Genomic DNA, 23,890 nt, shown 5'->3' with positions numbered 1-23,890 from the left:
TTATCTAAGTAGTGGCTGTTTAATGTCGCCAATGACACCATGACAATATATTCCCTCGCCCTCTGAGTGCATGACGCTACTTGGGTGGAGTTAACACTATTTAATATTTAAATAACGCTGTACTGCTTTTTGTCCGACAAAATCCAATGCGGCCAGCAAACACGGCCTTCGACTTGCGCCGATTGTTTGACAGGCACTTATTCACCCGGCAAATAGATGTAGACGGAAGATTTCAAGTTGTGTCAGTTTTCTTACGCCTTCAAAAGAGGCGAGTGATAGGACGATCTCGCCAGCGGGGTTCCTATCGATCAAAGACTGATGCACTTGCAAACAAGGAAGTACGTTTATGTCAAAAGTAAAAGACAAGGCTATCGTGTCAGCGGCGCAAGCCAGCACCGCTTACTCGCAAATCGATAGCTTCAGCCATCTGTATGACCGTGGCGGCAACCTCACGGTCAACGGCAAACCGTCCTACTCCGTTGACCAGGCAGCCAACCAGCTGCTGCGCGACGGTGCCGCGTACCGCGACTTCGATGGTAACGGCAAGATCGATCTGACCTACACCTTCCTCACCTCGGCCTCCTCCAGCACCATGAACAAACATGGCATCTCGGGGTTCAGCCAGTTCAACACCCAGCAGAAAGCACAGGCCGTACTGGCCATGCAATCGTGGGCAGACGTGGCCAACGTCAATTTCACCGAGAAAGCCAGCGGTGGTGACGCCCACATGACCTTCGGCAACTACAGCGGTGGCCAAGACGGCGCGGCGGCCTTCGCCTACCTGCCCGGCACCGGCGCAGGCTACGACGGCACCTCGTGGTACTTGACCAACAGCAGCTACACGCCGAACAAAACCCCGGACCTGAACAACTACGGCCGGCAGACCCTGACCCACGAAATCGGCCACACCCTGGGCCTGGCCCACCCTGGCGACTACAACGCCGGGAACGGCAACCCGAGCTACAACGACGCGTCCTACGGACAGGACACGCGCGGCTACAGCGTCATGAGTTACTGGAGCGAAAGCAACACCAACCAGAACTTCAGCAAAGGCGGGGTAGAAGCCTATGCCTCCGGCCCGCTGATCGACGACATTGCCGCGATCCAGAAGCTCTATGGCGCCAACTACAGCACCCGTGCCGGCGATACCACCTACGGCTTCAACTCCAACACCGGGCGTGATTTCCTCAGCGCCAGTTCCAACGCCGACAAACTGGTGTTCTCGGTATGGGACGGTGGCGGTAACGACACCCTGGACTTCTCCGGTTTTACCCAAAACCAGAAGATCAACCTCAATGAGACCTCGTTCTCCGACGTTGGCGGCCTGGTGGGCAACGTGTCCATCGCCAAGGGCGTGACTGTCGAGAATGCGTTCGGTGGCTCGGGCAACGACCTGATCATCGGCAACAACGCGGCCAATCTCATCAAAGGTGGGGCCGGCAACGACCTGATCTACGGTGGTGGCGGCGCGGACCAGCTGTGGGGCGGCGCAGGCAGCGACACCTTTGTGTTCGGCGCCAGTTCCGATTCCAGGCCTGGCGCTGCGGACAAGATCTTTGACTTCGCCTCCGGCTCGGACAAGATCGACCTCAGCGGCATCACCAAAGGCGCGGGCCTGACCTTTGTCAATGCGTTCACCGGGCATGCCGGCGACGCGGTGCTGAGCTACGCGGCGGGCACCAACCTGGGTACCCTGGCGGTCGACTTCTCCGGGCACGGCGTGGCGGATTTCCTCGTCACCACCGTCGGCCAGGCAGCGGCCAGCGACATCGTGGCGTGATGCACGGGCGCGGCGTTTCGGCGCCGCGCCTCCGGAGGAAGCGTAACGATGCAGCGTTTTGTTACTTTGATCGCCTGCGCTGTGCAGGTGATGTTCGTGTCGGCAGGAGCCCACGCAATGGCGAGCAGTCTTGTTTTACCCACGCATGCCCAGTTGGCCGGCCATTGGCAATTGCGCCAGCAGGACCGGGTATGCGCCTTGGACCTGTTGGAACAGGCCGGCGCCCTTGGCGGCGATGTGGCCTGTGTGACGCAGTGGCTGGGGGACAAGCCCCTGAGTTGGTCGCCGACACCGGACGGCATCTGGCTGATGAATGCCGAAGGCACCGGAATTACCCATTTGAACCGCCAGGCAAAAGACCGTTACGAAGGTAAAACGCCAAACGGCTCAGTGGTGATATTGCAACGTAAACCTTAGTTGCAGTTATAACGCTATAACCGGAACTTATTAGTTGGCCGTACGCCTGCGCAGGGAGCGGGTCAACTCGTGCATGCAGTTTGATTCAAGGAAGATCAGAAGATATGGCAAAGCCCCATGCCGTGGCGCCGTTATTCAAAGCGCTGGGTGAATATAAGAGCATCCTGATCAGCATCGGCTGTTTTACCGCGTTGATTAACCTGCTGATGCTGGTGCCGTCGATTTATATGCTGCAAGTGTATGACCGCGTACTGTCCTCCCAGAATGAAACCACTCTGGTGATGTTGACGCTGATGGTCGTCGGCTTCTTCGCGTTTATCGGCACCCTGGAAGTGATCCGCAGTTTTATCGTGATCCGTATCGGCAGCCAATTAGAGCGACGGTTCAACTTGCGCGTATATAAAGCAGCGTTCGAACGCAACCTGCAACGCGGCCAGGGACATGCCGGTCAATCCCTGGCGGATTTGACCCATATCCGCCAATTCATCACCGGACCCGCGCTGTTCGCGTTTTTCGATGCGCCATGGTTTCCCATTTACCTGTTCGTGATTTTCCTGTTCAACGTGTGGCTGGGGGTGCTGGCCAGCGCCGGTGCGCTGCTGTTGATCGGCCTGGCCTGCCTGAACGAATACCTGACCAAAAAACCCTTGGGCGAGGCCAGCGGCTTCTCTCAGCAATCGACCCAACTGGCTACCAGCCATTTGCACAACGCCGAAACCATCCAGGCCATGGGCATGCTGGGCGCGCTGCGTCACCGTTGGTTCGCCGTGCACGCGCAATTCCTGGGCCTGCAGAACAGTGCCAGCGATACCGGTTCGGTGATCACTTCCCTGAGCAAATCCCTGCGCCTGTGCCTGCAATCGCTGGTGCTGGGCCTGGGCGCGCTGTTGGTGATTCGAGGCGACATGACCGCCGGCATGATGATCGCCGGTTCCATTCTGATGGGCCGGGTGCTCAGCCCCATCGACCAGTTGATTGCGGTATGGAAGCAATGGAGTTCGGCCAAGCTGGCGTATCAGCGCCTGGACGAGTTGCTGCGCGAATTTCCGCCTGAGGTCGAGCAGATGGCCTTGCCGGCGCCCAAGGGGCAGGTGAGTTTCGAGCAGGTCAGCGCCGGCCCGCCGGGCAAACGCAATCCGATCCTGCATCACGTCAGTTTCACCCTCGGTGCCGGGGAGGTGCTGGGCGTGCTCGGTGCGTCGGGTTCCGGCAAATCGACCCTGGCCCGCGTGCTGGTGGGCGTGTGGCCGACCCTGGCCGGTACGGTGCGCCTGGACGGTGCGGATATCCATCGCTGGGACCGTGACGACCTTGGCCCGTATATCGGCTACTTGCCCCAGGATATCGAGTTGTTCAGCGGCAGCATCGCCGACAACATCGCGCGCTTTCGCGAGGCCGACCCCGAGCAGGTGGTGCGTGCCGCACAACAGGCCGGTGTGCACGAGCTGATCCTGCGCTTGCCCCAGGGCTACGACACCGTGCTGGGCGACAACGGCGGAGGCCTGTCCGGCGGGCAAAAACAGCGCGTGGCCCTGGCGCGTGCCTTGTACGGCGGACCCCGGCTGATCGTGCTGGACGAACCCAATTCCAACCTCGACACCGTCGGCGAAGCGGCGCTGGCCAGCGCCATCATGCAAATGAAGGCACAGGGCAGCAGCGTGGTGCTGGTCACCCATCGCTCGTCGGCGTTGGCCCAGGCCGACAAGTTGCTGGTGCTCAACGAAGGGCGCCTGCAGGCGTTCGGCCCGAGCCAGGACGTGCTGCGCGCGTTGTCCGGGCAACAGGAAGCGCCGAAGGAAAAACCCGGCGTCAGTTTCAGTCGTCAATACCAGGCCGGAAGGAATCCAGGCGCATGAGCGGCATCACTCTAGAACAACGCGACGCACGTTTCTTTGTGCGCATGGGCTGGTTGCTGACGGTTGTCGGCGCCGGTGGTTTTTTCCTGTGGGCCAGCCTGGCGCCACTGGACCAGGGCATTCCGGTGCAGGGAACGGTGGTGGTATCCGGTAAACGCAAGGCCGTGCAAACCCTCAGCCCCGGTGTGGTCAGCCGGATCCTGGTGCGCGAGGGCGAGACAGTCAAACAAGGCCAGCCGCTGTTTCGCCTTGACCAGACCCAGAGCCAGGCTGACGTGCAGTCGTTGCAGGCCCAGTACCGAATGGCCTGGGCCAGTGTGGCGCGCTGGCAGAGCGAGCGCGATAACCTGCCTGGTATAACATTCCCGCCCGAGCTGAGCGCCAACCCCGACCCGGCCCTGGCGCTGGTGCTGGAAGGTCAGCGTCAACTGTTCAGCAGCCGCCGCGAAGCGTTTGCCCGCGAGCAGGCCGGCATTCGCGCCAATATCGACGGAGCCGTGGCGCAACTGGGCGGCATGCGCCGCGCGCGCAGCGACCTGACCGCCCAGGCACAGTCCCTGCGCGATCAATTGAGCAACCTGCAACCCCTGGCCGATAACGGCTACATCCCGCGTAACCGCTTGATGGAGTACCAACGACAGTTGTCCCAGGTACAACAGGACCTGGCGCAGAACAGCGGCGAAAGCGGCCGGGTGGAGCAGGGCATTGTTGAGTCGCGCCTCAAGCTGCAACAGCACCGCGAGGAATATCAGAAGGAAGTGCGCAGCCAGCTGGCCGACGCGCAATTGCGCAGCCTCACCCTGGAGCAGCAACTGACGTCCGCCGGTTTTGACCTGCAACACAGTGAAATCATCGCGCCGGCCGATGGCATCGCGGTGAATCTTGGCGTACACACCGAAGGCGCCGTGGTGCGTGCCGGCGAAACGCTGCTGGAAATCGTGCCCCAGGGCACGCGCCTGGAGGTGGAAGGGCACTTGCCCGTGCACCTGGTGGACAAAGTCGGCGCGCACTTGCCGGTGGACATCCTGTTCACCGCTTTCAACCAGAGCCGCACCCCGCGGGTGCCGGGGGAGGTCAGCCTGATCTCGGCCGACCAGATGCTCGATGAAAAAACCGGCGCCCCCTATTACGTGCTGCGCACCAGCGTAAGCGATGCGGCCCTGGAAAAACTCAACGGCCTGGTGATCAAGCCCGGCATGCCCGCCGAGATGTTCGTGCGCACCGGCGAGCGCTCGCTGCTCAACTACCTGTTCAAGCCATTGCTCGATCGTGCGGGCTCGGCGTTGACCGAGGAATGAGCATGCGAACGGTGTTGATCGCTCTGCTCTTGACCTGCGCCAACGCCCAGGCGGCCATGGGTCCATTCGATGTCTACGAGCAGGCTCTGCGCAACGACCCTGTCTTCCTGGGTGCAATCAAGGAGCGTGATGCCGGCCTGGAGAACCGCACCATCGGCCGCGCCGGGCTGCTGCCGCGCCTGTCTTATAACTACAACAAGGGGCGCAACAACTCCCAGGCCACGTTGCCCGACGGGCGCGGCGGCAATTATCACGACGACCGCAACTACAACAGCTACGGCTCGACCTTCAGCCTGCAACAGCCGCTGTTCGACTACGAGGCCTACGCCAACTACCGCAAGGGCGTGGCCCAAGCGCTGTTCGCCGATGAAAATTTCCGCGACAAAAGCCAGGCTTTGCTGGTGCGAGTGCTGACCTACTACACCCAGGCGCTGTTCGCTCAGGACCAGATCGACATCGCGCGAGCCAAGAAGAAGGCCTTCGAACAGCAGTTCCAGCAGAACCAGCACCTGTTCCAGCAAGGCGAAGGCACCCGTACCGACATCCTGGAAGCCGAATCGCGCTATGAGCTGGCCACAGCCGAGGAGATCCAGGCACTAGACGAGCAGGACGCCTCACTGCGCGAGCTGGGCGCGCTGATCGGTGTACAGAGCGTCAACATTCACGATCTGGCGCCGCTGAACCAAGGGTTCGCGGCCTTCACCCTGACGCCGGCCAATTACGACACCTGGCATGAACTGGCGATCAGCAATAACCCTTTGCTGGCGTCCCAGCGCCAGGCGCTGGAAGTGGCGCGTTACGAGGTGGAACGCAACCGCGCCGGGCACCTGCCCAAGATCACGGCCTATGCCAGTTCGCGCCAGCAGGAGTCCGACAGCGGCAACACCTACAACCAACGCTACGACACCAACACCATCGGTGTGGAGGTCAGCGTGCCGTTGTATGCCGGTGGCGCCGTTTCGGCGTCGACGCGCCAGGCCAGTCGCGCAATGGAACAGGCTGAATACGAGCTGGAAGGCAAGACCCGCGAAACCCTGATCGAACTGCGTCGTCAGTTCAGCGCGTGCCTGTCGGGCGTGAGCAAGCTGCGCGCCTACCAGAAGGCCTTGGCGTCGGCCGAGGCCCTGGTGGTGTCGACCAAGCAAAGCATCCTCGGTGGCGAACGGGTCAACCTCGACGCGCTGAACGCCGAGCAGCAGCTCTACAGCACGCGCCGCGACCTGGCCCAGGCGCGCTACGACTACCTGATGGCCTGGACCAAATTGCACTACTACGCGGGCAACTTGCGTGACACCGACCTGGCCAAAGTCGACGAGGCCTTCGGCCCTGTGAACCCACGCCCATAACAATAAGGACACCGTTTGATGAGCACCGATTCCTTGCGTTTCAAACCCTTCACCGCCGGTTCGCTGCTACTGCTGTCCATGACGGCCCAGGCGCAGTACCTGGAGGCCGGCCAGCCCGGCAACCCGGCCAGTTGGCGCTCGGCCGAGTACCTGAGCGACTGGGGCCTGGACCGCATGCGCGCCAACGAAGCCTACGCCGCCGGCATCGATGGCACTGGGGTGCGGATCGGCGCGCTGGACTCGGGCTTCGATGCCAGCCACCCGGAAGCCGACAAAGCGCGATTCCATCCGGTCACCGCCACGGGCAATTACGTCGATGGCAGCCCGTTCAGCACCACCGGCGCGCTGAATCCCAACAACGATTCCCACGGCACCCATGTCACCGGCACCTTGGGCGCGGCGCGCGATGGCGTGGGCATGCACGGCGTGGCGTACAACGCCCAGGTCTATGTGGGCAACACCAACGCCAATGACAGCTTCCTGTTCGGCCCGACGCCCGACCCCAAGTACTTCAAGGCGGTGTACAGCGCCTTGGTGGATTCCGGCGTGCGCGCGATCAATAACAGCTGGGGCAGCCAACCCAAGGATGTCAGCTACCAGACCCTCGGCGACCTGCACGCCGCCTACGCCCAGCACTACAACCGCAGCACTTGGCTGGACGCAGCCGCGGACGTGGCCAAGGCCGGCGTGATCAATGTGTTCAGCGCCGGCAACAGCGGTTACGCGAACGCCAGCGTGCGCTCGGCGCTGCCGTATTTTCAGCCGGAGCTGGAAGGGCACTGGTTGGCCGTCTCGGGGCTGGATAAAGCCAATAACCAGAAATACAACAAGTGCGGAATCGCCAAGTACTGGTGTATTTCCACGCCGGGCGCGCTGATCAACAGCACCATTCCCGACGGTGGCTACGGGGTCAAATCCGGCACATCGATGTCGGCGCCCCATGCCACCGGCGCCCTGGCGCTGGTGATGCAACGCTACCCCTATATGACCAATGAACAGGCGTTGCAGGTGCTGTTGACCACCGCCACCCAGCTCGACGGCTCGATCACCCAGGCGCCCAACACCACGGTCGGCTGGGGCGTGCCGGATCTCGGCCGGGCCATGCACGGACCGGGGCAATTGCTCGGGGTGATGGACGTCAACCTGGCGGCCGGGCAGGCCGATGTGTGGAGTAACGGCATCAGCGACCAGGCGCTGATCCAGCGCCAGGCCGAAGACCGCGCCGAACACGCCGCCTGGCAGCAGACACTGATCGATAAAGGCTGGCAGAACGGCGTGAGTGCCGGCGCCAGCCAGCAGGACCAGACCGACTACGCGGTCGGCAACGCCCGTGATCAGGCCGCCGCGACGCGTATCTATCAGGGCAGCCTGATCAAATCCGGCGCCGGCAGCCTGGTGCTCAGCGGCGACAGCACCTATCGCGGCGCGACCACCGTCAACGGTGGCTTGCTGGCGGTAAACGGCGCACTGGCCTCGGCCGTCAGCGTGAACGACAGCGGCACCCTCGGCGGCTCGGGGCGTATTGGCGCGCTGACGGTCAATCGCGGTGGCCGTGTAGCGCCGGGTAATTCCGTGGGCACCCTGCAGGTGGCCGGCGACGTCACGCTGGGTGCCGGCTCCACCTATGCCGTGGAGCTGACGCCCGGCGGCAGCGACCGCATCGTGGCCGGCGGCAAGGCACGGCTCGACGGCGGCACGGTGACGCTGGCGCTGGAGAACAGCCCGACGCTGCTCAGTGGTGCGCAGGCGCAGAGCTTGATCGGTCGCCAGTACACCATCCTGCAGGCCGCCGGCGGTGTCGAAGGCCAGTTCGGCCAGGTGCTGCCCAATTATCTGTTTTTGGGCGGCAGCCTCGATTACGCCACCGGTGGTGTGCAACTGGCGGTGGTGCGTAACGACGCCACGTTTGCCAGCGTCGGCGCAACGCGCAACCAGCGCAGTGCGGCCAGCGCCGCCGAGCAATTGGGCGCGGGTAACGCGGTGTACGAACGCCTTGTGCGTGCCGAGTCCCTGACGGCTGCGCAACAGGGGCTGCAGCAGCTGTCGGGCGAGGTCTACCCGGCAATCGGCGCGATGCTGATCAACGACACGCTGCAGTTGCGCGATGCCGTGGGCGAACGGCTGCGCCATGTACCGACCAACGGCGAGCGCAACCTGTGGTTCAAGGCGCTGGGCGCCTGGGGCAAAAGCGACGCGCGCAGCGAAACGGCGGGCGCGACCACCTCCCTTGGCGGGTTGCTGGCCGGTGTGGACGGCGCGCTGGACGAGCACACCCGTGTCGGCCTGGTCGCCGGCTACAGCGACAGTTCCCTGAGCCTGGGCAGCGGTACGCATTCATCGGCCGCCATCGACAGCTACCACTTCGGCGCCTATATCGGGCGAGAGTGGGGCAACTGGCGAGTAACGGGCGGCGGCGCCTACAGCTGGCATCGCGGCGATGTGAAGCGTGACCTGCAATACGGCGACGTCAGCGGCAGGCAGAAGGCCAAGCTGCAAGCGCGCACGGCCCAGCTGTTCACCGAAGCGGCGTATCGCATTGAGTTGCAACCGCTGGCGCTGGAACCGTTCGCCAACCTGGCCTATGTGCACCTGGACAGCGATGGCGTGCACGAAAAAGGCGATGCCGCCGCCCTGCAACGCGGCAGCGACCAACGTGACGCCGTGCTCGGCACCCTGGGCGCGCGCGTGTTGAAAACCGTTGCGCTCAATGACCATCAGCAGCTGGAACTCTCCGGTTCGCTGGGCTGGCAACACAGCCTTACCGCCGTCGAATCCGAAGAGCACCTGGCGTTTGATGCGGGCGGACCTTCGTTCGCCGTGCGCAGTTCGCCGCTGTTACGCGATGCCGCGCTGGTGGGCGTGCAGGCCAGCCTCGCACTGAGTGCATCGACGCGGGTCAACCTGGATTACCACGGCCAGTTGGCCGGGCGTGAGAACACCCAGGGCGTGGGCCTGAGTTTGAACTGGCAGTTCTGAAGCGATTTACACACGTGAAATAAAAAAACTAAGGAAGGTCACCGTGAACATACGCAAATCAGGGGTCATCACCGCCGTACTGGCCAGCCTGGGAACGGCCCAGGCCGCGCCCTACGTGGAGACCGGCAAGCTGGGCGACGCCGCCAGTTGGCGCAGCAACGAGTTCAAGGCCGACTGGGGCTTGGGCGCGGTACATGCCGACACCGCCTATGCCGCCGGTTACACGGGCAAAGGCGTCAAACTGGGCATCTTCGACCAGCCGGTGTACGCCCAGCACCCGGAGTTCGCCAGCCCCGGCAAAGTCGTGACGATTGTCACCGAGGGCATTCGCCAATACACCGACCCTTATATCCCGGTCAAAGCCGGCGATGCGTTTCGCTATGACGGCACCCCATCCCTGGGCTCCAACGGCAAACTGGGCAACCACGGCACCCACGTCGGCGGAATTGCCGCCGGCAACCGTGACGGCGGGCCGATGCACGGCGTGGCGTTCAATGCGCAGATCATCAGTGCCGAAAACGGCGACCCGGGGCCGGAGGACGGGATCATCCTGGGCAACGACGGCGCGGTCTACAAGGCCGGCTGGGACGCCCTGGTGGCCAGCGGCGCGCGCATTATCAACAACAGTTGGGGTATCGGCATCGGCGACCAATACGCCAAGGGCGGTCGCGATCCGGCGTTCCCCAACTTCACCGTCAACGAAGCGCGGGCGCAGTTCGACACCATCCGGCCGATCCTCGGCACCCTGGGCGGCGGTGCCTATGACGGTGCGATCAATGCCGCGCGCAGCGGGGTGCTGACCATCTTCGCTGCCGGCAACGATTACAACCGCAACAATCCGGACGCGATCTCGGGGCTGGCGTACTTTGTGCCGGACATCGCGCCCAACTGGCTGTCCGTGGCCGCGCTGCAGCAGAACCCGGATACCAGCAGCCCCAACCCGTATGTGATCAGCACGTTTTCGTCGCGCTGCGGTTATGCGGCGAGTTTCTGCGTGTCCGCACCGGGTACCAAAATCTACAGTTCGGTGATCAATGGCACCAGCCTGGAGAACCTCACCACCGACTACGCCAATTTCAACGGCACCTCCATGGCCGCGCCCCACGTGGCCGGCAGCGCGGCGGTGTTGATGGAACGCTTCCCGTACATGAGCGGCGACCAGATCTCCACGCTGTTGAAAACCACCGCCACTGATCTGGGCGCCCCGGGCATCGACTCGCTGTATGGCTGGGGCATGATCAACCTGGGCAAGGCGGTGAACGGGCCGGGGATGTTCATTACCGCCGAGGATATTCCTGCCGAATTCCGTATCGACGGGGCGTATGGCAGCGGTCAATTTGTTGCGGACCTGCCGGGGATCGGCGCGGTGGTGGACGCCGGCAAACCGACCCAGCGCGTATGCACCGACGTGCACTGCGGGCTGGATGTGTGGAGCAACGACATTGCCGGGCATGGTGGCCTGACCAAGCAGGGTATCGGTGCCCTGGTGCTGACCGGCACCAACACGTACAGCGGCCCGACTCTGGTGAATCAGGGGCTGCTGGCGATCAACGGTTCGGTGACATCGGCTGTGACCGTTGGCCAGAGCGGTGTGCTCGGCGGCTCCGGTCGCGTCGGTTCGCTGCTGGCGACTCGCGGCGGCACGGTGGCGCCTGGCAATTCCATCGGTACGCTGAATGTGGCCGGTGACGTGACCTTTGAGCCCGGCTCGACCTATGCGGTGGAACTGTCACCTACCAGCAGCGACCGCATCGTGGCCGGCGGTACCGCCACCCTCAACGGCGGCACTGTGACCCTGGCCCTGGAAAACAGCCCGACCTTGCTCAGCGCGGCGCAGGCGCAAAGCCTGATCGGTCGCCAATACAACATCCTGCAGGCCGCCGGCGGTATCAATGGCAGTTTTGCTGCGGTACTGCCCGACTACCTGTTTATCGGCGGCACCCTGGACTATGCGGCCTCGGGCGTGCAACTGGACGTGGTGCGCAACGCCAACAGCTTCGCCAGTGCCGCCGCCACCGATAACCAGCGCGCCGTGGCTTCCGCCGCCGAGCGACTGGGAGCGGGCAATGCGGTGTATGAAAGCCTGCTGACCGCGCCGAATGCCGCTTCGGCGCAGGACGCGTTCCAACAGTTGTCCGGTGAAATCTACCCGGCGTTGCAGACGGCATTGCTCAATGACAGCCGCTACCTGCGCGAAGCCGTGGGCGAGCGCCTGCAGAACGGTGAGATGGGCGCCGCCAGCCAGACTGTCGACAGCCGGGGCAATGTGTGGGTCAAGGCATTGGGGGCGTGGGGCAAGACCGACAGCCGCAGCGACACCGCGGGCTACACCACCTCCATCGGCGGCATGCTCGCCGGCGTCGACGGCGCGCTGGATGACGACACTCGCGTGGGTTTGGTCGCCGGCTACAGCGACACCTCGCTCAATATGGGCAGCGGCACCCACTCGCGGGCTGCGGTCGACAGCTACCACTTCGGTGCGTACGCCGGGCATGAAATCGGTGCCTGGCGCCTGAGCGGCGGCGCCACCTACAGCTGGCATCGCGCCGATGTGAAGCGCGACCTGCAATACGGTGAAGTGGCCGGCAAGCAGAAAGCCAAAGTCGATGCGCGCAGCACCCAGGTGTTCGGCGAAGCGGCTTACCGCGTCAACCTGCAACCCCTGGCGCTGGAGCCCTTCGCCAACCTGGCCTATGTGCACCTGGACACCGATGGCGTCACCGAAAAAGGCGACGCCGCCGCGCTTAAAACCCGCGACGACCGTCGTGACGTGGTGCTCAGCACCCTGGGCATGCGCGCCCTGAAAACCTTCAACGTCAATGACCACCAGACACTTGAGGTATCCGGCACCTTGGGCTGGCAGCACAACCTGAGCAGCGTGGATGCCGAACAGCACCTGGCCTTTGCCTCGGGCGGCCCGTCGTTCGCCGTGGAAAGTGCGCCGATGGCGCGTGATGCGGCGTTGGTGGGCGCTCGCGTGAGCCTGGCGTTGAGCAAGGAGGCGCGAGTGAATTTTGACTACAACGGTCTGCTGGCGAGCAAGGACAAAGTGCATGGCGTGGGCTTGAGCCTCGACTGGGCGTTCTGAGCCGAGAGCGGGTTTGCTGTGGCAAGCCCGCTCACTACCGGGACAAGCGTTTAGAGGGTGATGGACGTTCTCGATAAATTTAACAACAAGAGAGGCAATATCATGGGTGTGTTTGATTATAAGAACCTTGGAGCCGAGGGCTCCAAAGCGTTGTTTGCCGATGCCATGGCGATCACGTTGTACACCTACCACAACCTGGATAACGGCTTTGCCGTCGGCTACCAGCACAACGGCCTGGGCGTCGGCTTGCCGGCAACGCTGGTCGGCGCAGTGCTCGGCAGTACCGATTCCCAGGGCGTGATCCCAGGCATTCCCTGGAACCCGGATTCAGAGAAGGCCGCGCTCGAAGCGGTACAGAAAGCCGGCTGGACGCCCATCAGCGCCACCACCCTTGGGTATGCCGGCAAAGTCGACGCGCGGGGAACGTTCTTCGGCGAAAAGGCCGGCTACACCACGGCGCAGGTCGAGGTCCTGGGTAAGTACGATGGCGCGGGGCAGTTGCAGGAAATCGGCATCGGCTTTCGCGGCACGTCCGGCCCAAGGGAGAAGCTGGTCACCGACTCTATCGGCGACTTGGTCCACGACCTGCTCGCGGCGCTGGGCCCCAGGGACTACGCGAAGAACTACGCGGGAGAGGCATTCGGTGGCCTGCTCAAGAGCGTCGCCGAGTACGCGGCGGCCCACGGCCTGAGCGGCAAGGACGTGGTGGTCAGCGGCCATAGCCTCGGTGGGCTGGCAGTCAACAGCATGGCCGATTTGAGCGATGCGAAGTGGTCCGGGTTCTACAAGGATGCCAACTACCTGGCCTACGCCTCACCCACCCAGAGCGCCGGCGATAAAGTGCTCAATGTCGGCTACGAAAACGACCCGGTGTTCCGCGCCCTGGACGGCTCGTCCGCCACCCTGTCGACACTCGGCGTGCACGATAAGCCCCACGAGTCGACCACCGATAACATCGTCAGCTTCAACGACCACTACGCCTCGACCTTATGGAATGTGCTGCCGTTTTCAATCGCCAATCTGCCGACCTGGGTCTCCCACTTACCCACCGGCTACGGCGATGGCATGGGGCGCATTCTTGAGTCCGGGTTCTATGCGCAGATGAATCGGGACTCGACGATTATCGTCGCCAACCTGTCCGACCCGGCACGGGCGACCACATGGGTGCAGGACCTGAACCGCAACGCCGAACCGCATAAGGGCGATACCTTCATCATCGGCAGCCATGGCGATGACCTGATCCAGGGTGGCAAAGGCGCGGACTTTATCGAAGGCGGCAAGGGCAATGACACGATCCGCGACAGCAGCGGGCATAACACCTTTTTGTTCAGCGGGCAGTTTGGCCAGGATCGGATTATCGGTTATCAGGCCACGGACAAGCTGGTGTTCCAGAACGTGGCGAGCAGTGGGGATTACCGTGATCACGCCAAGGTGGTAGGTGCCGATACGGTGATCAGCTTTGGTGGGGACTCGGTGACGTTGGTGGGGGTTAGCGGGATGTTGGGGGAGGGGGTTGTGATCGGGTAAAGGGGCAGGGAGGGGGATGTTGTCGGTTGGCCGCTATCGCAGGCTAGCCGAACCGTCGCACCGCCCCTCCCGCAGGTTTTGGCGGTGGTTCAGTCTTCTTTGCGGACGGTGGCGACTTCATCAGCCTTGACGCGGATGCGCTTGCCGGCGATGTCGGTGAATTCGTAGAACCCGTCGGCGGTCTTGGTTTTCGGCGAATCCTTGGTCAAATACTGCGTGCCGTTTTGCAGCGTCACAACGGTTTGTGTGGAGCAGCCGGCCAATACCAGAAAAGTGAGTGCAACCAGCGGTAGACCCAAATTCTTCATGTTCATAACCCTTACCTTTCACCTTGAAAAACCCCGCGTCACAGGCAGCGGGGCATAAATGTTACGCCATTGGCTTTCCCATCTGATCACTTTTATACAAAAAGTTGCGTGCGCCATTTATCTATTACTGATTGCAACACGGCTTTGTCGGCGTCAATCTGTATGCATAACCAGTATTTGATCCTTGCGCGCCATGCCCAGCCCTCTCGACGACCCCCTTTATTACCTGCATAACTTCCGTCAGGTCCTGCACTGGCTGGGGCAGCGCTATGCCGACCTGCTCGATGCGGACGAACAGCATTTCATTCAGCAATTCGACAGGTTGCCCCAGGCGTCCCAGGCCTTGCTGGTGCGCATGGTCATGCGCAAAGGCGTGCACTTTCGCGCAGGCAAGCTCAACTACGTAGAGATTGGCTGCCCGCACGCGGCCGCCAGGCCGTTGTTGGCGTTGGGTTGGGTTGACGCGCACAGTCTATTGGCCTTCGAAGCGCTGTTCGCTTTGCTGCAGAAGAGTGAGCTGCTGGCGACGTTCAAACCCTGGATCGAGCAACCCAAAGGCAAAAAAGCCGACTGGCTGGAGGGGTTGGCCGCTCGGTTTACCCAGCCGCGCAGCTTCGCGCACTGGTGCCCTGAGCTTGGCGATTCGCTGTACAGCCTCACCGTGATGGAGCTATGTGACCGCCTGCGCTTGATGTTTTTTGGCAACCTGCACCAGGACTGGTCCGAATTCGTGCTGGCGGATCTGGGCATCTACACCTATGAAAAAGTTGAGTTCTGCGCCGAATCCCGTGGCCTGCGCAGCCGTGACGACGTGCATGGCTTTCTGTTCCTGCACCAGTGCCAGCAAGCGTTTGAAAGCGGCGAGGCACTGGATGCGATATTGGCCCGTGTCGCCAGCCTGGGCACCGACAACCCATGGCTGGAAAAACGTCGGGCCAAGCTGTTGTTTCAGATAGGCCAATATTGCGAGCGCAGCGCCGAATTGGAGCTGGCGCAGCAGATCTATCGCGCGTGTACCTACCCCGGCGCGCGCGCGCGTTTGATCCGCGTGCTGGAGCGTCAGGAGGATTACGCCCAGGCGTTGGCCCTGGCCAGCGTCGCGCAACACGCGCCCGAAAGTGCTGCCGAGCAGCAGCACCTGCTGCGCGTAGTGCCGCGCCTGCGACGCAAACTCGGTGAGCCGGCGCTGCCCAAACCCAGGGCTCGCCCCGTTACACGCCTGGATCTGGACCTGGCAGTGCCCGACGCGCTGATGTCGGTGGAATACTGCGTGCAGGCCCATCTCAGCGCGCCGGACGCACCGGTGCATTACGTGGAAAACGGCCTGATCAACTCGCTGTTCGGCCTGCTGTGCTGGGAAGTCATTTTCGCGCCGTTACCGGGGGCGTTTTTCCATCCGTTCCAGCGCGGGCCGGTGGACCTGCACAGCGAAGATTTCCACCAACGCCGCGCGCCGCTGTTCGCCGCGTGTTTCGAGCAGCTGCAGGATGAGCGCTACAAGACCACCATCCGCCAGCGTTACCGCGATAAATGGGGTATCCAGTCACCGTTCGTGTTCTGGAACCTGCTCAACGAAGAGCTGTTGGAACAGGCCCTCGAATGCCTGCCTGCCACCCACCTGTGCCGCTGGTTCGAACGGCTGTTGCTGGACATCCGAGCCAATCGCACGGGCATGCCCGACCTGATCCAGTTCTGGCCCGCGCAAAAGACCTACCGCATGATCGAGGTCAAGGGCCCCGGCGATCGCCTCCAAGACAACCAACTGCGCTGGCTGGAATTCTGTGCTCAATACCAGATGCCCGTCACGGTCTGCTACGTGCGCTGGGCGGAGCAAACCGCTTGAGTTACAGCGTGGCGGTACGCGCCCTGTGTGAGTTCACCGCCAAGGTCGGCGACCTGGACCTGCGTTTTACGCCATCGCCCAGCGCTCAGGAAGGCATCGCCGGCCACCGCACCGTTGCGTCGCGCCGTAGTCCGCACTACCAGAACGAAGTGGCCCTGGAAGGCGAGTACCAGCAACTCAAGGTGCGGGGCAGGGCGGACGGCTACGACCCGGACCGCAATCGCCTGGAAGAAGTCAAAACCTACCGAGGCGACCTTGAGGCCCAACCGGCCAACCACCGCCAGCTGCACTGGGCTCAGGTCAAAGTGTATGGCTGGCTGATGTGCCAGAAGCTGGGCCTGACGCAGATTGATCTGGCGCTGGTCTACTTCGATATCGTCGGCGAGGGCGAGACGCTGCTCAGTCAGCGCTTCGAGGCCGAAGCGCTGCACCTGTTCTTCAACGCGCAATGTGCACGCTTCCTCCATTGGGCACAGCAGGAAATGCAGCACCGCGAAGCGCGTAACCGCACCGCGCAGAACCTGGCGTTCCCCCACGCCGACTTTCGCCCGGGCCAGCGCGCATTGGCCGAATCGGTCTACAAGGCGGTCAGTACCGGCCGTTGCCTGATGGCCCAGGCACCGACGGGCATCGGCAAGACCATCGGCACGATTTTTCCGCTGCTCAAGGCTCTGGCTCCGCGGCAACTGGACAAGGTGTTCTTTCTGACCGCCAAGACCCCTGGCCGCAAACTGGCCCTGGATGCGACCCAGGTGCTGTTTACCCATAGCCCCGACCTGCAATTACGCGTGCTGGAACTGGTGGCGCGGGACAAGGCCTGTGAACACCTGGATAAAGCCTGCCACGGCGAGTCCTGCCCCTTGGCCAGAGGGTTTTACGACCGCTTGCCCGCCGCTCGTCTGGCTGCGTCCCGCCTACGCCTGCTCGACCAGCGCGGTGTGCGCGAGGTGGCCCTGGCTCACGACGTCTGCCCGTATTACCTGAGCCAGGAAATGGCGCGTTGGGCTGACGTGGTGGTAGCGGACTACAACTATTATTTTGACGTCGGCGCCATGTTGTTCGGGCTGGCCCAGCTCAACCAATGGCGCGCCGCGGTGCTGGTGGATGAAGCCCATAACCTGGTGGAGCGCGCGCGTGGAATGTACAGCGCCAGCCTTGATCAGTACCGCCTCAAGACTTTGCGCGACTGCGCACCCGAGGCCCTGAAAAAACCCTTGCAGCGCCTGAACCGCGAGTGGAACGCGCTGCATAAGGCGCAAGTGGCGCCGTATCAGGCGTATGACGCCAGGCCCGACAAGCTGTTGAACGCCCTGAGCCTGTGCGTCAGCGCCATGGGCGATCATTTCAATGAGCATCCCGAGGCGCTGGCGGGTGACCTGCAGGCCTTTTACTTTGACGTGCTGCAATTTGCCAAAGTGGCCGAGCTGTTCAACGAGCACTTTATTTTCGACATCACTAAGCGGTCCTTGGGCGGCAAACGCAGCAGCTCGACCCTGTGCCTGCGCAATGTAGTACCGGCCGAGTTCATCCGCCCACGGTTGACCGCTGCCCGCAGCAGCGTGCTGTTTTCCGCGACCTTGAGCCCACGTCATTACTACGCCGACTTGTTGGGCTTGCCTGCGGATACGGCGTGGATCGACGTGGCGTCACCGTTCAAGGCCGAGCAACTGCAGGTTCGCATTGTCGATGAAATCTCGACCCGATTTGCGCACCGCGAGGCTTCACTTGAACCCATCGTCGAGTTGATCGCCCGGCAATTCGCGCGCGCACCCGGCAATTACCTGGCGTTTTTTTCCAGCTTCGATTACCTGCAACAAGTGGCGCAGTGTCTGCTCGAGCGGCACCCGTACATCACGCTGTGGCAGCAGTCACGCGGCATGTCCGAGGCCGAGCGCCAGGGCTTTCTCGACCAGTTCACCGAACACAGCCAAGGGGTTGGCTTCGCCGTGCTCGGCGGCGCCTTTGGCGAGGGCATTGACTTGCCTGGCGCGCGGTTGATCGGCGCGTTTATCGCCACCCTGGGCTTGCCGCAATTGAACCCGATCAACGAAGAGATGAAGCGGCGCATGAGTGCGATTTTCGGCGCGGGTTACGACTACACCTACTTGTATCCAGGCCTGCAGAAGGTCGTGCAGGCGGCCGGCAGGGTTATCCGCAGCCAGCAGGACGAAGGTGTGGTGATGTTGATCGACGACCGTTTCGGCGAGGCGCGTGTGCGGTCATTGCTGCCGAGCTGGTGGGCGATATCGTCATAAGAACACCTCCAACGACAGCGCCGCGTTCAAGCACCTGATGCACTGATCACCTCGCCATTATCGCGAGCGAACCCCTGCGTGATCACACCACTTCAAGGTACGAACGGTGGATTGCCCGCGCCAATTCGCGCACGGTGTCGATGAAATCCGTCAACCTGCTGTGCAGGCCGTCCTCAAGAATTTCGTCGATCCCGGTGTAGCGCAACCGCGCCTCAAACTCCGCCGCCAGCCGTTGCGCCGTGCGCCCGTAGCTGCCTGGCAGGTCCGCCAGGATCTGGCTCAGTTCCTCGATGCAGGCGTGCAACGAACGCGGTACGTCGCTGCGTAACAACAGCAACTCCGAGACCGAGCGGGCATTCAGCGCATTGGGGTACAGCTGCGTGTACGCCTCAAAAGACGACAACGCACGGAGCAGGGCGCTCCACTGGTAGTACCCGCGCGCCGACAGATCGCTGACCTCTTCGGACTCTTCGCCAAACATCTCATAGCGCGCATCCAGCAGGCGCAACGTGTTGTCTGCGCGCTCGACAAAGGTGCCCAGGCGAATGAAACGATAGGCGTCGTTGCGCATGATGGTGCCTGAGGTTGCGCCGCGAAACAGGTGCGAACGCTGCTTGACCCAGTCACAGAAATGGCTGATGCCGTGTCGGGCCAGGCCGCCGGCGGCGATGCTGCGCATTTCCAACCAGGTGGCGTTGAGGTTTTCCCACATGTCGGCAGTGATACGCCCGCGTACCGCATGGGCATTGCCGCGCGCGGCCCGCAGGCAGTTGTAGATGCTGGCCGGGTTTTCCTCGTCGAGCGCGAAGAAGTGCAGCATGCGCTCGGCATCCAGTTGAGTGTGGCGTTCCAGATAGCTGTCCAGCGTGCCGCTGCTGAGCAACGACATGGCCAGTTCGTCCAGGCCGTCGCTGCGCCCGGCCTGGGGCATCAATGACAGCGAATAACTGACTTCGAGCATGCGCGCCAGGTTCTCGGCGCGCTCCAGGTAGCGCGACATCCAGTACAGGTCTGCGGCGGTTCTACTTAACATGATTCAGCCCTCCACCACCCAGGTGTCCTTGGTTCCGCCGCCTTGCGACGAGTTGACGATCAACGAGCCTTCCTTGAGGGCGACGCGGGTAAGCCCGCCCGGCACCAGGCGAGTCTCCTTGCCGGACAGCACGAACGGCCGCAGGTCGATATGCCTGGGAGCGATGCCATTTTCGACAAAGGTCGGGCAGGTCGACAGGCTCAGGGTCGGTTGGGCGATGTACGCATGCGGGCGAGCCTTGATGCGCTGGCGGAAATCCTCGATCTCAGCAGCGGTGGACGCCGGGCCGACCAGCATGCCGTAGCCGCCGGAGCCCTGGGTTTCCTTGACCACCAGTTGCTCAAGGTTGGCCAGCACGTGGGACAGCTCCGCCGGTTTGCGGCACTGAAAGGTCGGCACGTTCTGCAGCACCGGTTCTTCTTCCAGGTAAAAACGGATCATGTCGGGCACATACGGGTAGATAGACTTGTCATCGGCAACGCCGGTGCCGATAGCATTGGCGAGCACCACATTACCGGCGCAATAGGCCGCAACCAGGCCAGGTACGCCAAGCATTGATTCGGGGTTGAACGCCTGCGGGTCGAGGAACGCATCGTCGATGCGCCGGTAGATCACGTCGACAGCCTTGGGCCCGTCGGTGGTGCGCATGAACACCTTGAGGTCATGCACGAACAAGTCGGCGCCTTCCACCAGCTCAACCCCCATTTCCCGCGCGAGAAAGGCATGTTCGAAAAACGCGCTGTTGAAGCGGCCAGGGGTGAGCACCACCACGTTGGGGTTGTCCAGGCGGCTGGAACTCTTGAGGGTCTTGAGCAAAAGGTTGGGGTAATGATCCACCGGGGCGATACGTTGCCTGGCGAACACTTCCGGGAACAACCGCATCATCATCTTGCGGTCTTCGAGCATGTAGCTCACTCCGCTGGGCGTGCGCAGGTTGTCTTCCAGCACGTAATAAGTGCCATCGCCATCGCGAACCAGGTCGACACCGGAGATGTGCGAGTAGATATCGCGGTGCAGGTCCAGGCCGACCATCGCCTTCTGGTAACCCTCGTTGCCCAGTACCTGCTCCGCCGGAATAATACCGGCCTTGATGATGCGCTGATCGTGGTAGATATCGGCGAGAAACAGGTTCAGCGCGTTGACGCGCTGGATACACCCGCGTTCGATCATGCTCCACTCAACCGCGGGAATGCTGCGGGGGATGATGTCGAAGGGGATCAGGCGCTCGGTGTCCTGCTCGTCGCCGTACAGAGTGAACGTGATCCCGGCGCGGTGAAACAGCAGATCGGCTTCACGACGACGCTGGGCCAGCAGTTCCGGCGGCGTATTGGCCAGCCAGCGGGAGAAATCCTGATAGTGCGCACGGCACACGCCGTTTGCATCATTCATTTCATCAAAGAAAGATCGAGCCATTCCAGTACCTTGTCAGTGCCCGTGGCTAAGCAAGCGGCACTGCCGTTTTAAAAAACGCATGTTTTTATGAGCCCGTGGCGTACAGCGGCAGCGGGCCTGGACCTTACTTTCCGAGGATGTAGGCTCTGGGTGGGGTAGTTACCAATGCTCCTGTTTGCAAACAGATGAATCCATAAAGCAATGCCTGTGCCGAAACCTCTCTGTCCGCCTGCCGCCCGCCCCGTAGTGAGCGAGCTTGATCGCGTCGAAGCCCCCATCCACCCACCCACACCCCAACTCGGTGCAAGCCGACTCACCCGAAAAAAACGCGCACCACTCCAGTGCACAACAAACTTGAACTCCCTACCCACCCCTTTCGTCTAACTAGGCCTATACACCCCGTGGACCACCCCCGTGCCCAGAATTATCTCCCCCGATACCCCGGAAACGGCGTTGACCGACCACAGCGAACACAACGCCAAGATCTTCGGCTCGCCCAAGGACCGCCTGGACTTCTACCGTCGCGAGATCCAGTACGAAACGTCCATCCTGGCCAACCGTACCGACGCCTACCTCACCGCCCAATCGTTCCTGGTCATCGCCTTCGTGTCCGGCATGGGCAATCTCAACCCCGAGTGGGGCAAGCTGTTCACCCTGATCGTGCCGCTGTTCCTGGCACTGCTGGGCATCCTCAGCTCGCTCAATGCCTGGCCAGGCATTCGCGCCGCGTACGACATCATCGATCACTGGCACTTCAAGCAGAGCCAATTGCTGCACAGCGAGCCGGTAATGGGCCTGGCCTATGACGAGTCGCCGCTGTTTTCCGAGCGCGAGTCTTCCCATAAGGGCTATCGCAAATCCCTGCTGTTTTCCGTGCGGACACCGTGGATTTTCATGGTGTTCTGGATTCTGCTGGGGGCCTATGCGTTCTACATCCAAGTGGATAACCCTGGCTCGTAAGCAATTTGAACTTCAACGCCGCTCACGGAACCTTAGCTTTACGCAGCACGTGATTTTCCTGATAACTGCGAAGAGGTGAGCCATGAGTGACAGCAACGATCCCCAAGTCAGCGGCCGTAACGATCCGGCCATCGACGGTGGCGAACCCGCCCCGGCTACGGGTGCCGACGCGCCCAAAGACACCGATGCTCCCACCGATCCGAAGGCCAGGGACAACGACTTCAGCCCCGACTTCAAGCCGGAACCTGAGCACAAGCCCGACACCGACGCCGATATCGATACTCAGGGCGGCTAAAGGAGACAGTCATGTCAAAAGAACTGGAAGAAGAACTCAACGATCCAGGCAATGAAGATCCCGGCTCACTGATGGACGATGCCGAGGTGCCTTTGAACGATCTGGACGATGCCGCCGACGTCGGCAACACCGAACTGACGGACCCTGCGCCTTAAGCCCGCGCAGGGTTTTTTCGTTCATACCAGGCCAGCATGGGCTGGGTACTCAGCCCATGAACCACGATGCTCAACGCAATGACCGAGACTGTCAGGTTTACCGCCACCGCGCTGCTCGTACCCACCAACCCATGGTTGAGCGCATAGAACAGGTAGTAAATACTGCCGATCCCGCGGATCCCGAACCAACCCATCAGGCCTCGCTGGCGCACATCGATCAGCCGGCCCCACGGCATCGCCAGTACGCTCAGTGGCCGCACCACACAGAACAGCAGCGCCGCCACCGGCAGTGCGCGCCAATCCCAGTGACTGATCAGCACGATCCCGAGCAAGGTCACCAGAAAGACTTCCATCGAACGTTCCACCAGGCTTCCGAAGGACAGCATGTCGCCCATCATCACGCCTGCGGCGATCTGCGTTTCCTCAAGCTCCGTGACGTCGCCCTGCAGGGCCCGCTCAGGCTCCACTTCCAGATGGCCCACCACCGGCAGAGCCAGGTGCTCCGAGGGCGTCGATGAATTGCCCGTGGACCTGAATTCAGCCTGGCGCAGGCCCAGCCCCGCCGCGAATACCGATAGGAAACCGTAGCCACCGACGGCCTCGGCCGCCACGTACGCCAAGGCAATCAGCGCCAGCGTCAGGTAGTCGTTGGGTGAAAGTGTGCTGTCTGAATGGGTGATACGCAGCCACAGGGTCACGCGGCCGATGCCCCGGCCCATCCAATAGCCGATCAGCAACCCGCTCGGCACGGCCCACAGCAAATTCTTCATCAGCCAGCCGCCGAGCCAGTCGCCTTCGAACCCGCCGTGCTGCATGAACATCAGCGCGAAGATCACAAACGGAAACGCCGTGCCATCGTTCAAACCCGCCTCGCCGGACAGGCCAAAGCGCAGCGCGTCATAGTCCTGTGCATCGTTCACCTGGACCAGCCCCGCCAATACCGGATCGGTCGGCGCAAGAATGGCGCCCACCAGCAGCGACACGCCCCAGGACAGATCGAACAGATAATGCAGCCCCAGGCACACGCCGAGGATAGTCAGCAGCATCACCGGACCCGCCATGCCAAAGGCAACGCGCCAGGTGCGATGCTTGAGCGGCAGGCGCAGCTTCAGGCCGCTGACGAACAGAGAGAACAGCACCGCGACTTCGGTCAGGTGCTCCATCCAGCGCGCAGAGCCTTTGATATCCAGGTCCAGCAGGTCGATGCCCAATGGGCCGATGGCGATCCCCAGCAACAGGCATACCGCCGAAGTCGTGACCGGCATCCAGCGCAGGTAGGAAGAGGTGAGGGCAAGGGTCAGTAACACTGCACCCAATACGGCCATCCATAAAATAAACGTCATCAGTGTGTACCGGGCCGT

At 62.3% G+C, this 23,890-nt stretch carries 17 protein-coding genes; 13 read left to right on the top strand and 4 right to left on the bottom strand.

Going from position 1 to position 23,890, the window contains the following annotated elements; all coding sequences use genetic code 11:
* Positions 1–346 precede the first annotated feature (346 nt).
* The 8 genes from QRN10_RS09170 (at position 347) to QRN10_RS09135 (ending at position 14,288) form a co-directional block, all read left to right on the top strand.
* The gene (locus QRN10_RS09170; RefSeq protein WP_181079484.1) at positions 347–1,780 is read left to right on the top strand and encodes a serralysin family metalloprotease; all 1,434 of its coding nucleotides are present in this window, start codon (positions 347–349) and stop codon (positions 1,778–1,780) included.
* A 48-nt stretch (positions 1,781–1,828) separates the two neighbouring features.
* Positions 1,829–2,197, top strand: coding sequence for a protease inhibitor Inh/omp19 family protein (locus QRN10_RS09165; RefSeq protein ID WP_285428242.1), 369 nt, complete (start codon positions 1,829–1,831; stop codon positions 2,195–2,197).
* 104 nt (positions 2,198–2,301) lie between these two features.
* Positions 2,302–4,053 carry a type I secretion system permease/ATPase gene (locus tag QRN10_RS09160; protein ID WP_181079482.1) on the top strand — a complete coding sequence of 584 codons (1,752 nt, stop codon included), beginning with the start codon at positions 2,302–2,304 and terminating at the stop codon, positions 4,051–4,053.
* On the top strand, positions 4,050–5,351 hold the full coding sequence (locus tag QRN10_RS09155; RefSeq protein ID WP_181079481.1) for an HlyD family type I secretion periplasmic adaptor subunit: 1,302 nt from the start codon (positions 4,050–4,052) through the stop codon (positions 5,349–5,351). Before QRN10_RS09160 ends, QRN10_RS09155 begins: the two co-directional genes overlap by 4 nt.
* A gap of 2 nt (positions 5,352–5,353) precedes the next feature.
* Positions 5,354–6,697 carry a TolC family outer membrane protein gene (locus QRN10_RS09150; RefSeq protein ID WP_181079480.1) on the top strand — a complete coding sequence of 448 codons (1,344 nt, stop codon included), beginning with the start codon at positions 5,354–5,356 and terminating at the stop codon, positions 6,695–6,697.
* Positions 6,698–6,715: 18 nt separating this feature from the next.
* On the top strand, positions 6,716–9,673 hold the full coding sequence (gene eprS / locus QRN10_RS09145) for an autotransporter serine peptidase EprS (protein ID WP_285428241.1): 2,958 nt from the start codon (positions 6,716–6,718) through the stop codon (positions 9,671–9,673).
* Between the two features lie 43 nt (positions 9,674–9,716).
* Complete coding sequence (locus QRN10_RS09140; RefSeq protein WP_285428240.1) at positions 9,717–12,761, top strand: autotransporter domain-containing protein; 3,045 nt, start codon at positions 9,717–9,719, stop codon at positions 12,759–12,761.
* A gap of 102 nt (positions 12,762–12,863) precedes the next feature.
* The gene (locus tag QRN10_RS09135) at positions 12,864–14,288 is read left to right on the top strand and encodes a polyurethane esterase (protein ID WP_285428239.1); all 1,425 of its coding nucleotides are present in this window, start codon (positions 12,864–12,866) and stop codon (positions 14,286–14,288) included.
* Between the two features lie 89 nt (positions 14,289–14,377).
* Here the strand turns inward: QRN10_RS09135 and QRN10_RS09130 are convergent, their stop codons facing one another.
* Positions 14,378–14,602 (bottom strand): YgdI/YgdR family lipoprotein, encoded by a 225-nt coding sequence (locus tag QRN10_RS09130; protein WP_181079477.1) that lies wholly within the window; start codon positions 14,600–14,602, stop codon positions 14,378–14,380.
* A 187-nt stretch (positions 14,603–14,789) separates the two neighbouring features.
* Between QRN10_RS09130 and QRN10_RS09125 the strand changes: the two genes are divergently transcribed.
* A complete protein-coding gene (locus tag QRN10_RS09125) occupies positions 14,790–16,439 on the top strand; it encodes a VRR-NUC domain-containing protein (protein WP_285428238.1) in 1,650 nt (549 codons plus the stop codon).
* Positions 16,436–18,694 carry an ATP-dependent DNA helicase gene (locus QRN10_RS09120; protein ID WP_285428237.1) on the top strand — a complete coding sequence of 753 codons (2,259 nt, stop codon included), beginning with the start codon at positions 16,436–16,438 and terminating at the stop codon, positions 18,692–18,694. The genes QRN10_RS09125 and QRN10_RS09120 overlap by 4 nt, the downstream gene beginning before the upstream one ends.
* Before the next feature lie 82 nt (positions 18,695–18,776).
* Here QRN10_RS09120 and QRN10_RS09115 read toward each other — a convergent pair whose 3' ends face one another.
* Both QRN10_RS09115 and QRN10_RS09110 read right to left on the bottom strand, forming a co-directional pair.
* Positions 18,777–19,727 (bottom strand): alpha-E domain-containing protein, encoded by a 951-nt coding sequence (locus QRN10_RS09115; protein ID WP_285428236.1) that lies wholly within the window; start codon positions 19,725–19,727, stop codon positions 18,777–18,779.
* Between the two features lie 3 nt (positions 19,728–19,730).
* Positions 19,731–21,140 (bottom strand): circularly permuted type 2 ATP-grasp protein, encoded by a 1,410-nt coding sequence (locus tag QRN10_RS09110; protein ID WP_285428235.1) that lies wholly within the window; start codon positions 21,138–21,140, stop codon positions 19,731–19,733.
* 393 nt (positions 21,141–21,533) lie between these two features.
* Between QRN10_RS09110 and QRN10_RS09105 the strand changes: the two genes are divergently transcribed.
* From QRN10_RS09105 to QRN10_RS09095, 3 genes are all read left to right on the top strand, one after another.
* The gene (locus QRN10_RS09105; protein ID WP_181079472.1) at positions 21,534–22,079 is read left to right on the top strand and encodes a hypothetical protein; all 546 of its coding nucleotides are present in this window, start codon (positions 21,534–21,536) and stop codon (positions 22,077–22,079) included.
* Positions 22,080–22,161: 82 nt separating this feature from the next.
* Positions 22,162–22,374 (top strand): hypothetical protein, encoded by a 213-nt coding sequence (locus tag QRN10_RS09100; RefSeq protein WP_181079471.1) that lies wholly within the window; start codon positions 22,162–22,164, stop codon positions 22,372–22,374.
* Between the two features lie 11 nt (positions 22,375–22,385).
* Positions 22,386–22,529: a hypothetical protein gene (locus tag QRN10_RS09095; protein ID WP_181079470.1), complete on the top strand. Its 144-nt coding sequence runs from the start codon at positions 22,386–22,388 to the stop codon at positions 22,527–22,529.
* Here the strand turns inward: QRN10_RS09095 and QRN10_RS09090 are convergent.
* A complete protein-coding gene (locus tag QRN10_RS09090) occupies positions 22,526–23,872 on the bottom strand; it encodes a cation:proton antiporter (protein ID WP_285428234.1) in 1,347 nt (448 codons plus the stop codon). The two genes, QRN10_RS09095 and QRN10_RS09090, sit on opposite strands and share 4 nt — an antisense overlap.
* Positions 23,873–23,890: the final 18 nt, after the last annotated feature.

Source organism: Pseudomonas sp. lyk4-R2A-8 (assembly GCF_030209095.1).
Classification (GTDB): domain Bacteria; phylum Pseudomonadota; class Gammaproteobacteria; order Pseudomonadales; family Pseudomonadaceae; genus Aquipseudomonas; species Aquipseudomonas quebecensis.
Note: the sequence above shows the minus strand (reverse complement) of the source record. Positions and strands in the feature narration are given on the sequence as shown.

Excerpts from the sequence above, each read along its gene's own strand:
- QRN10_RS09135 (WP_285428239.1), top strand. The coding sequence starts at position 12,864 with ATGGGTGTGTTTGATTATAAGAACCTTGGAGCCGAGGGCTCCAAAGCG.
- QRN10_RS09165 (WP_285428242.1), top strand. The coding sequence starts at position 1,829 with ATGCAGCGTTTTGTTACTTTGATCGCCTGCGCTGTGCAGGTGATGTTC.
- QRN10_RS09115 (WP_285428236.1), bottom strand. The coding sequence starts at position 19,727 with ATGTTAAGTAGAACCGCCGCAGACCTGTACTGGATGTCGCGCTACCTG.
- QRN10_RS09160 (WP_181079482.1), top strand. The coding sequence starts at position 2,302 with ATGGCAAAGCCCCATGCCGTGGCGCCGTTATTCAAAGCGCTGGGTGAA.
- QRN10_RS09090 (WP_285428234.1), bottom strand. The coding sequence starts at position 23,872 with ATGACGTTTATTTTATGGATGGCCGTATTGGGTGCAGTGTTACTGACC.
- QRN10_RS09100 (WP_181079471.1), top strand. The coding sequence starts at position 22,162 with ATGAGTGACAGCAACGATCCCCAAGTCAGCGGCCGTAACGATCCGGCC.
- QRN10_RS09110 (WP_285428235.1), bottom strand. The coding sequence starts at position 21,140 with ATGGCTCGATCTTTCTTTGATGAAATGAATGATGCAAACGGCGTGTGC.
- QRN10_RS09095 (WP_181079470.1), top strand. The coding sequence starts at position 22,386 with ATGTCAAAAGAACTGGAAGAAGAACTCAACGATCCAGGCAATGAAGAT.
- eprS (WP_285428241.1), top strand. The coding sequence starts at position 6,716 with ATGAGCACCGATTCCTTGCGTTTCAAACCCTTCACCGCCGGTTCGCTG.
- QRN10_RS09170 (WP_181079484.1), top strand. The coding sequence starts at position 347 with ATGTCAAAAGTAAAAGACAAGGCTATCGTGTCAGCGGCGCAAGCCAGC.
- QRN10_RS09155 (WP_181079481.1), top strand. The coding sequence starts at position 4,050 with ATGAGCGGCATCACTCTAGAACAACGCGACGCACGTTTCTTTGTGCGC.
- QRN10_RS09130 (WP_181079477.1), bottom strand. The coding sequence starts at position 14,602 with ATGAACATGAAGAATTTGGGTCTACCGCTGGTTGCACTCACTTTTCTG.
- QRN10_RS09125 (WP_285428238.1), top strand. The coding sequence starts at position 14,790 with ATGCCCAGCCCTCTCGACGACCCCCTTTATTACCTGCATAACTTCCGT.
- QRN10_RS09150 (WP_181079480.1), top strand. The coding sequence starts at position 5,354 with ATGCGAACGGTGTTGATCGCTCTGCTCTTGACCTGCGCCAACGCCCAG.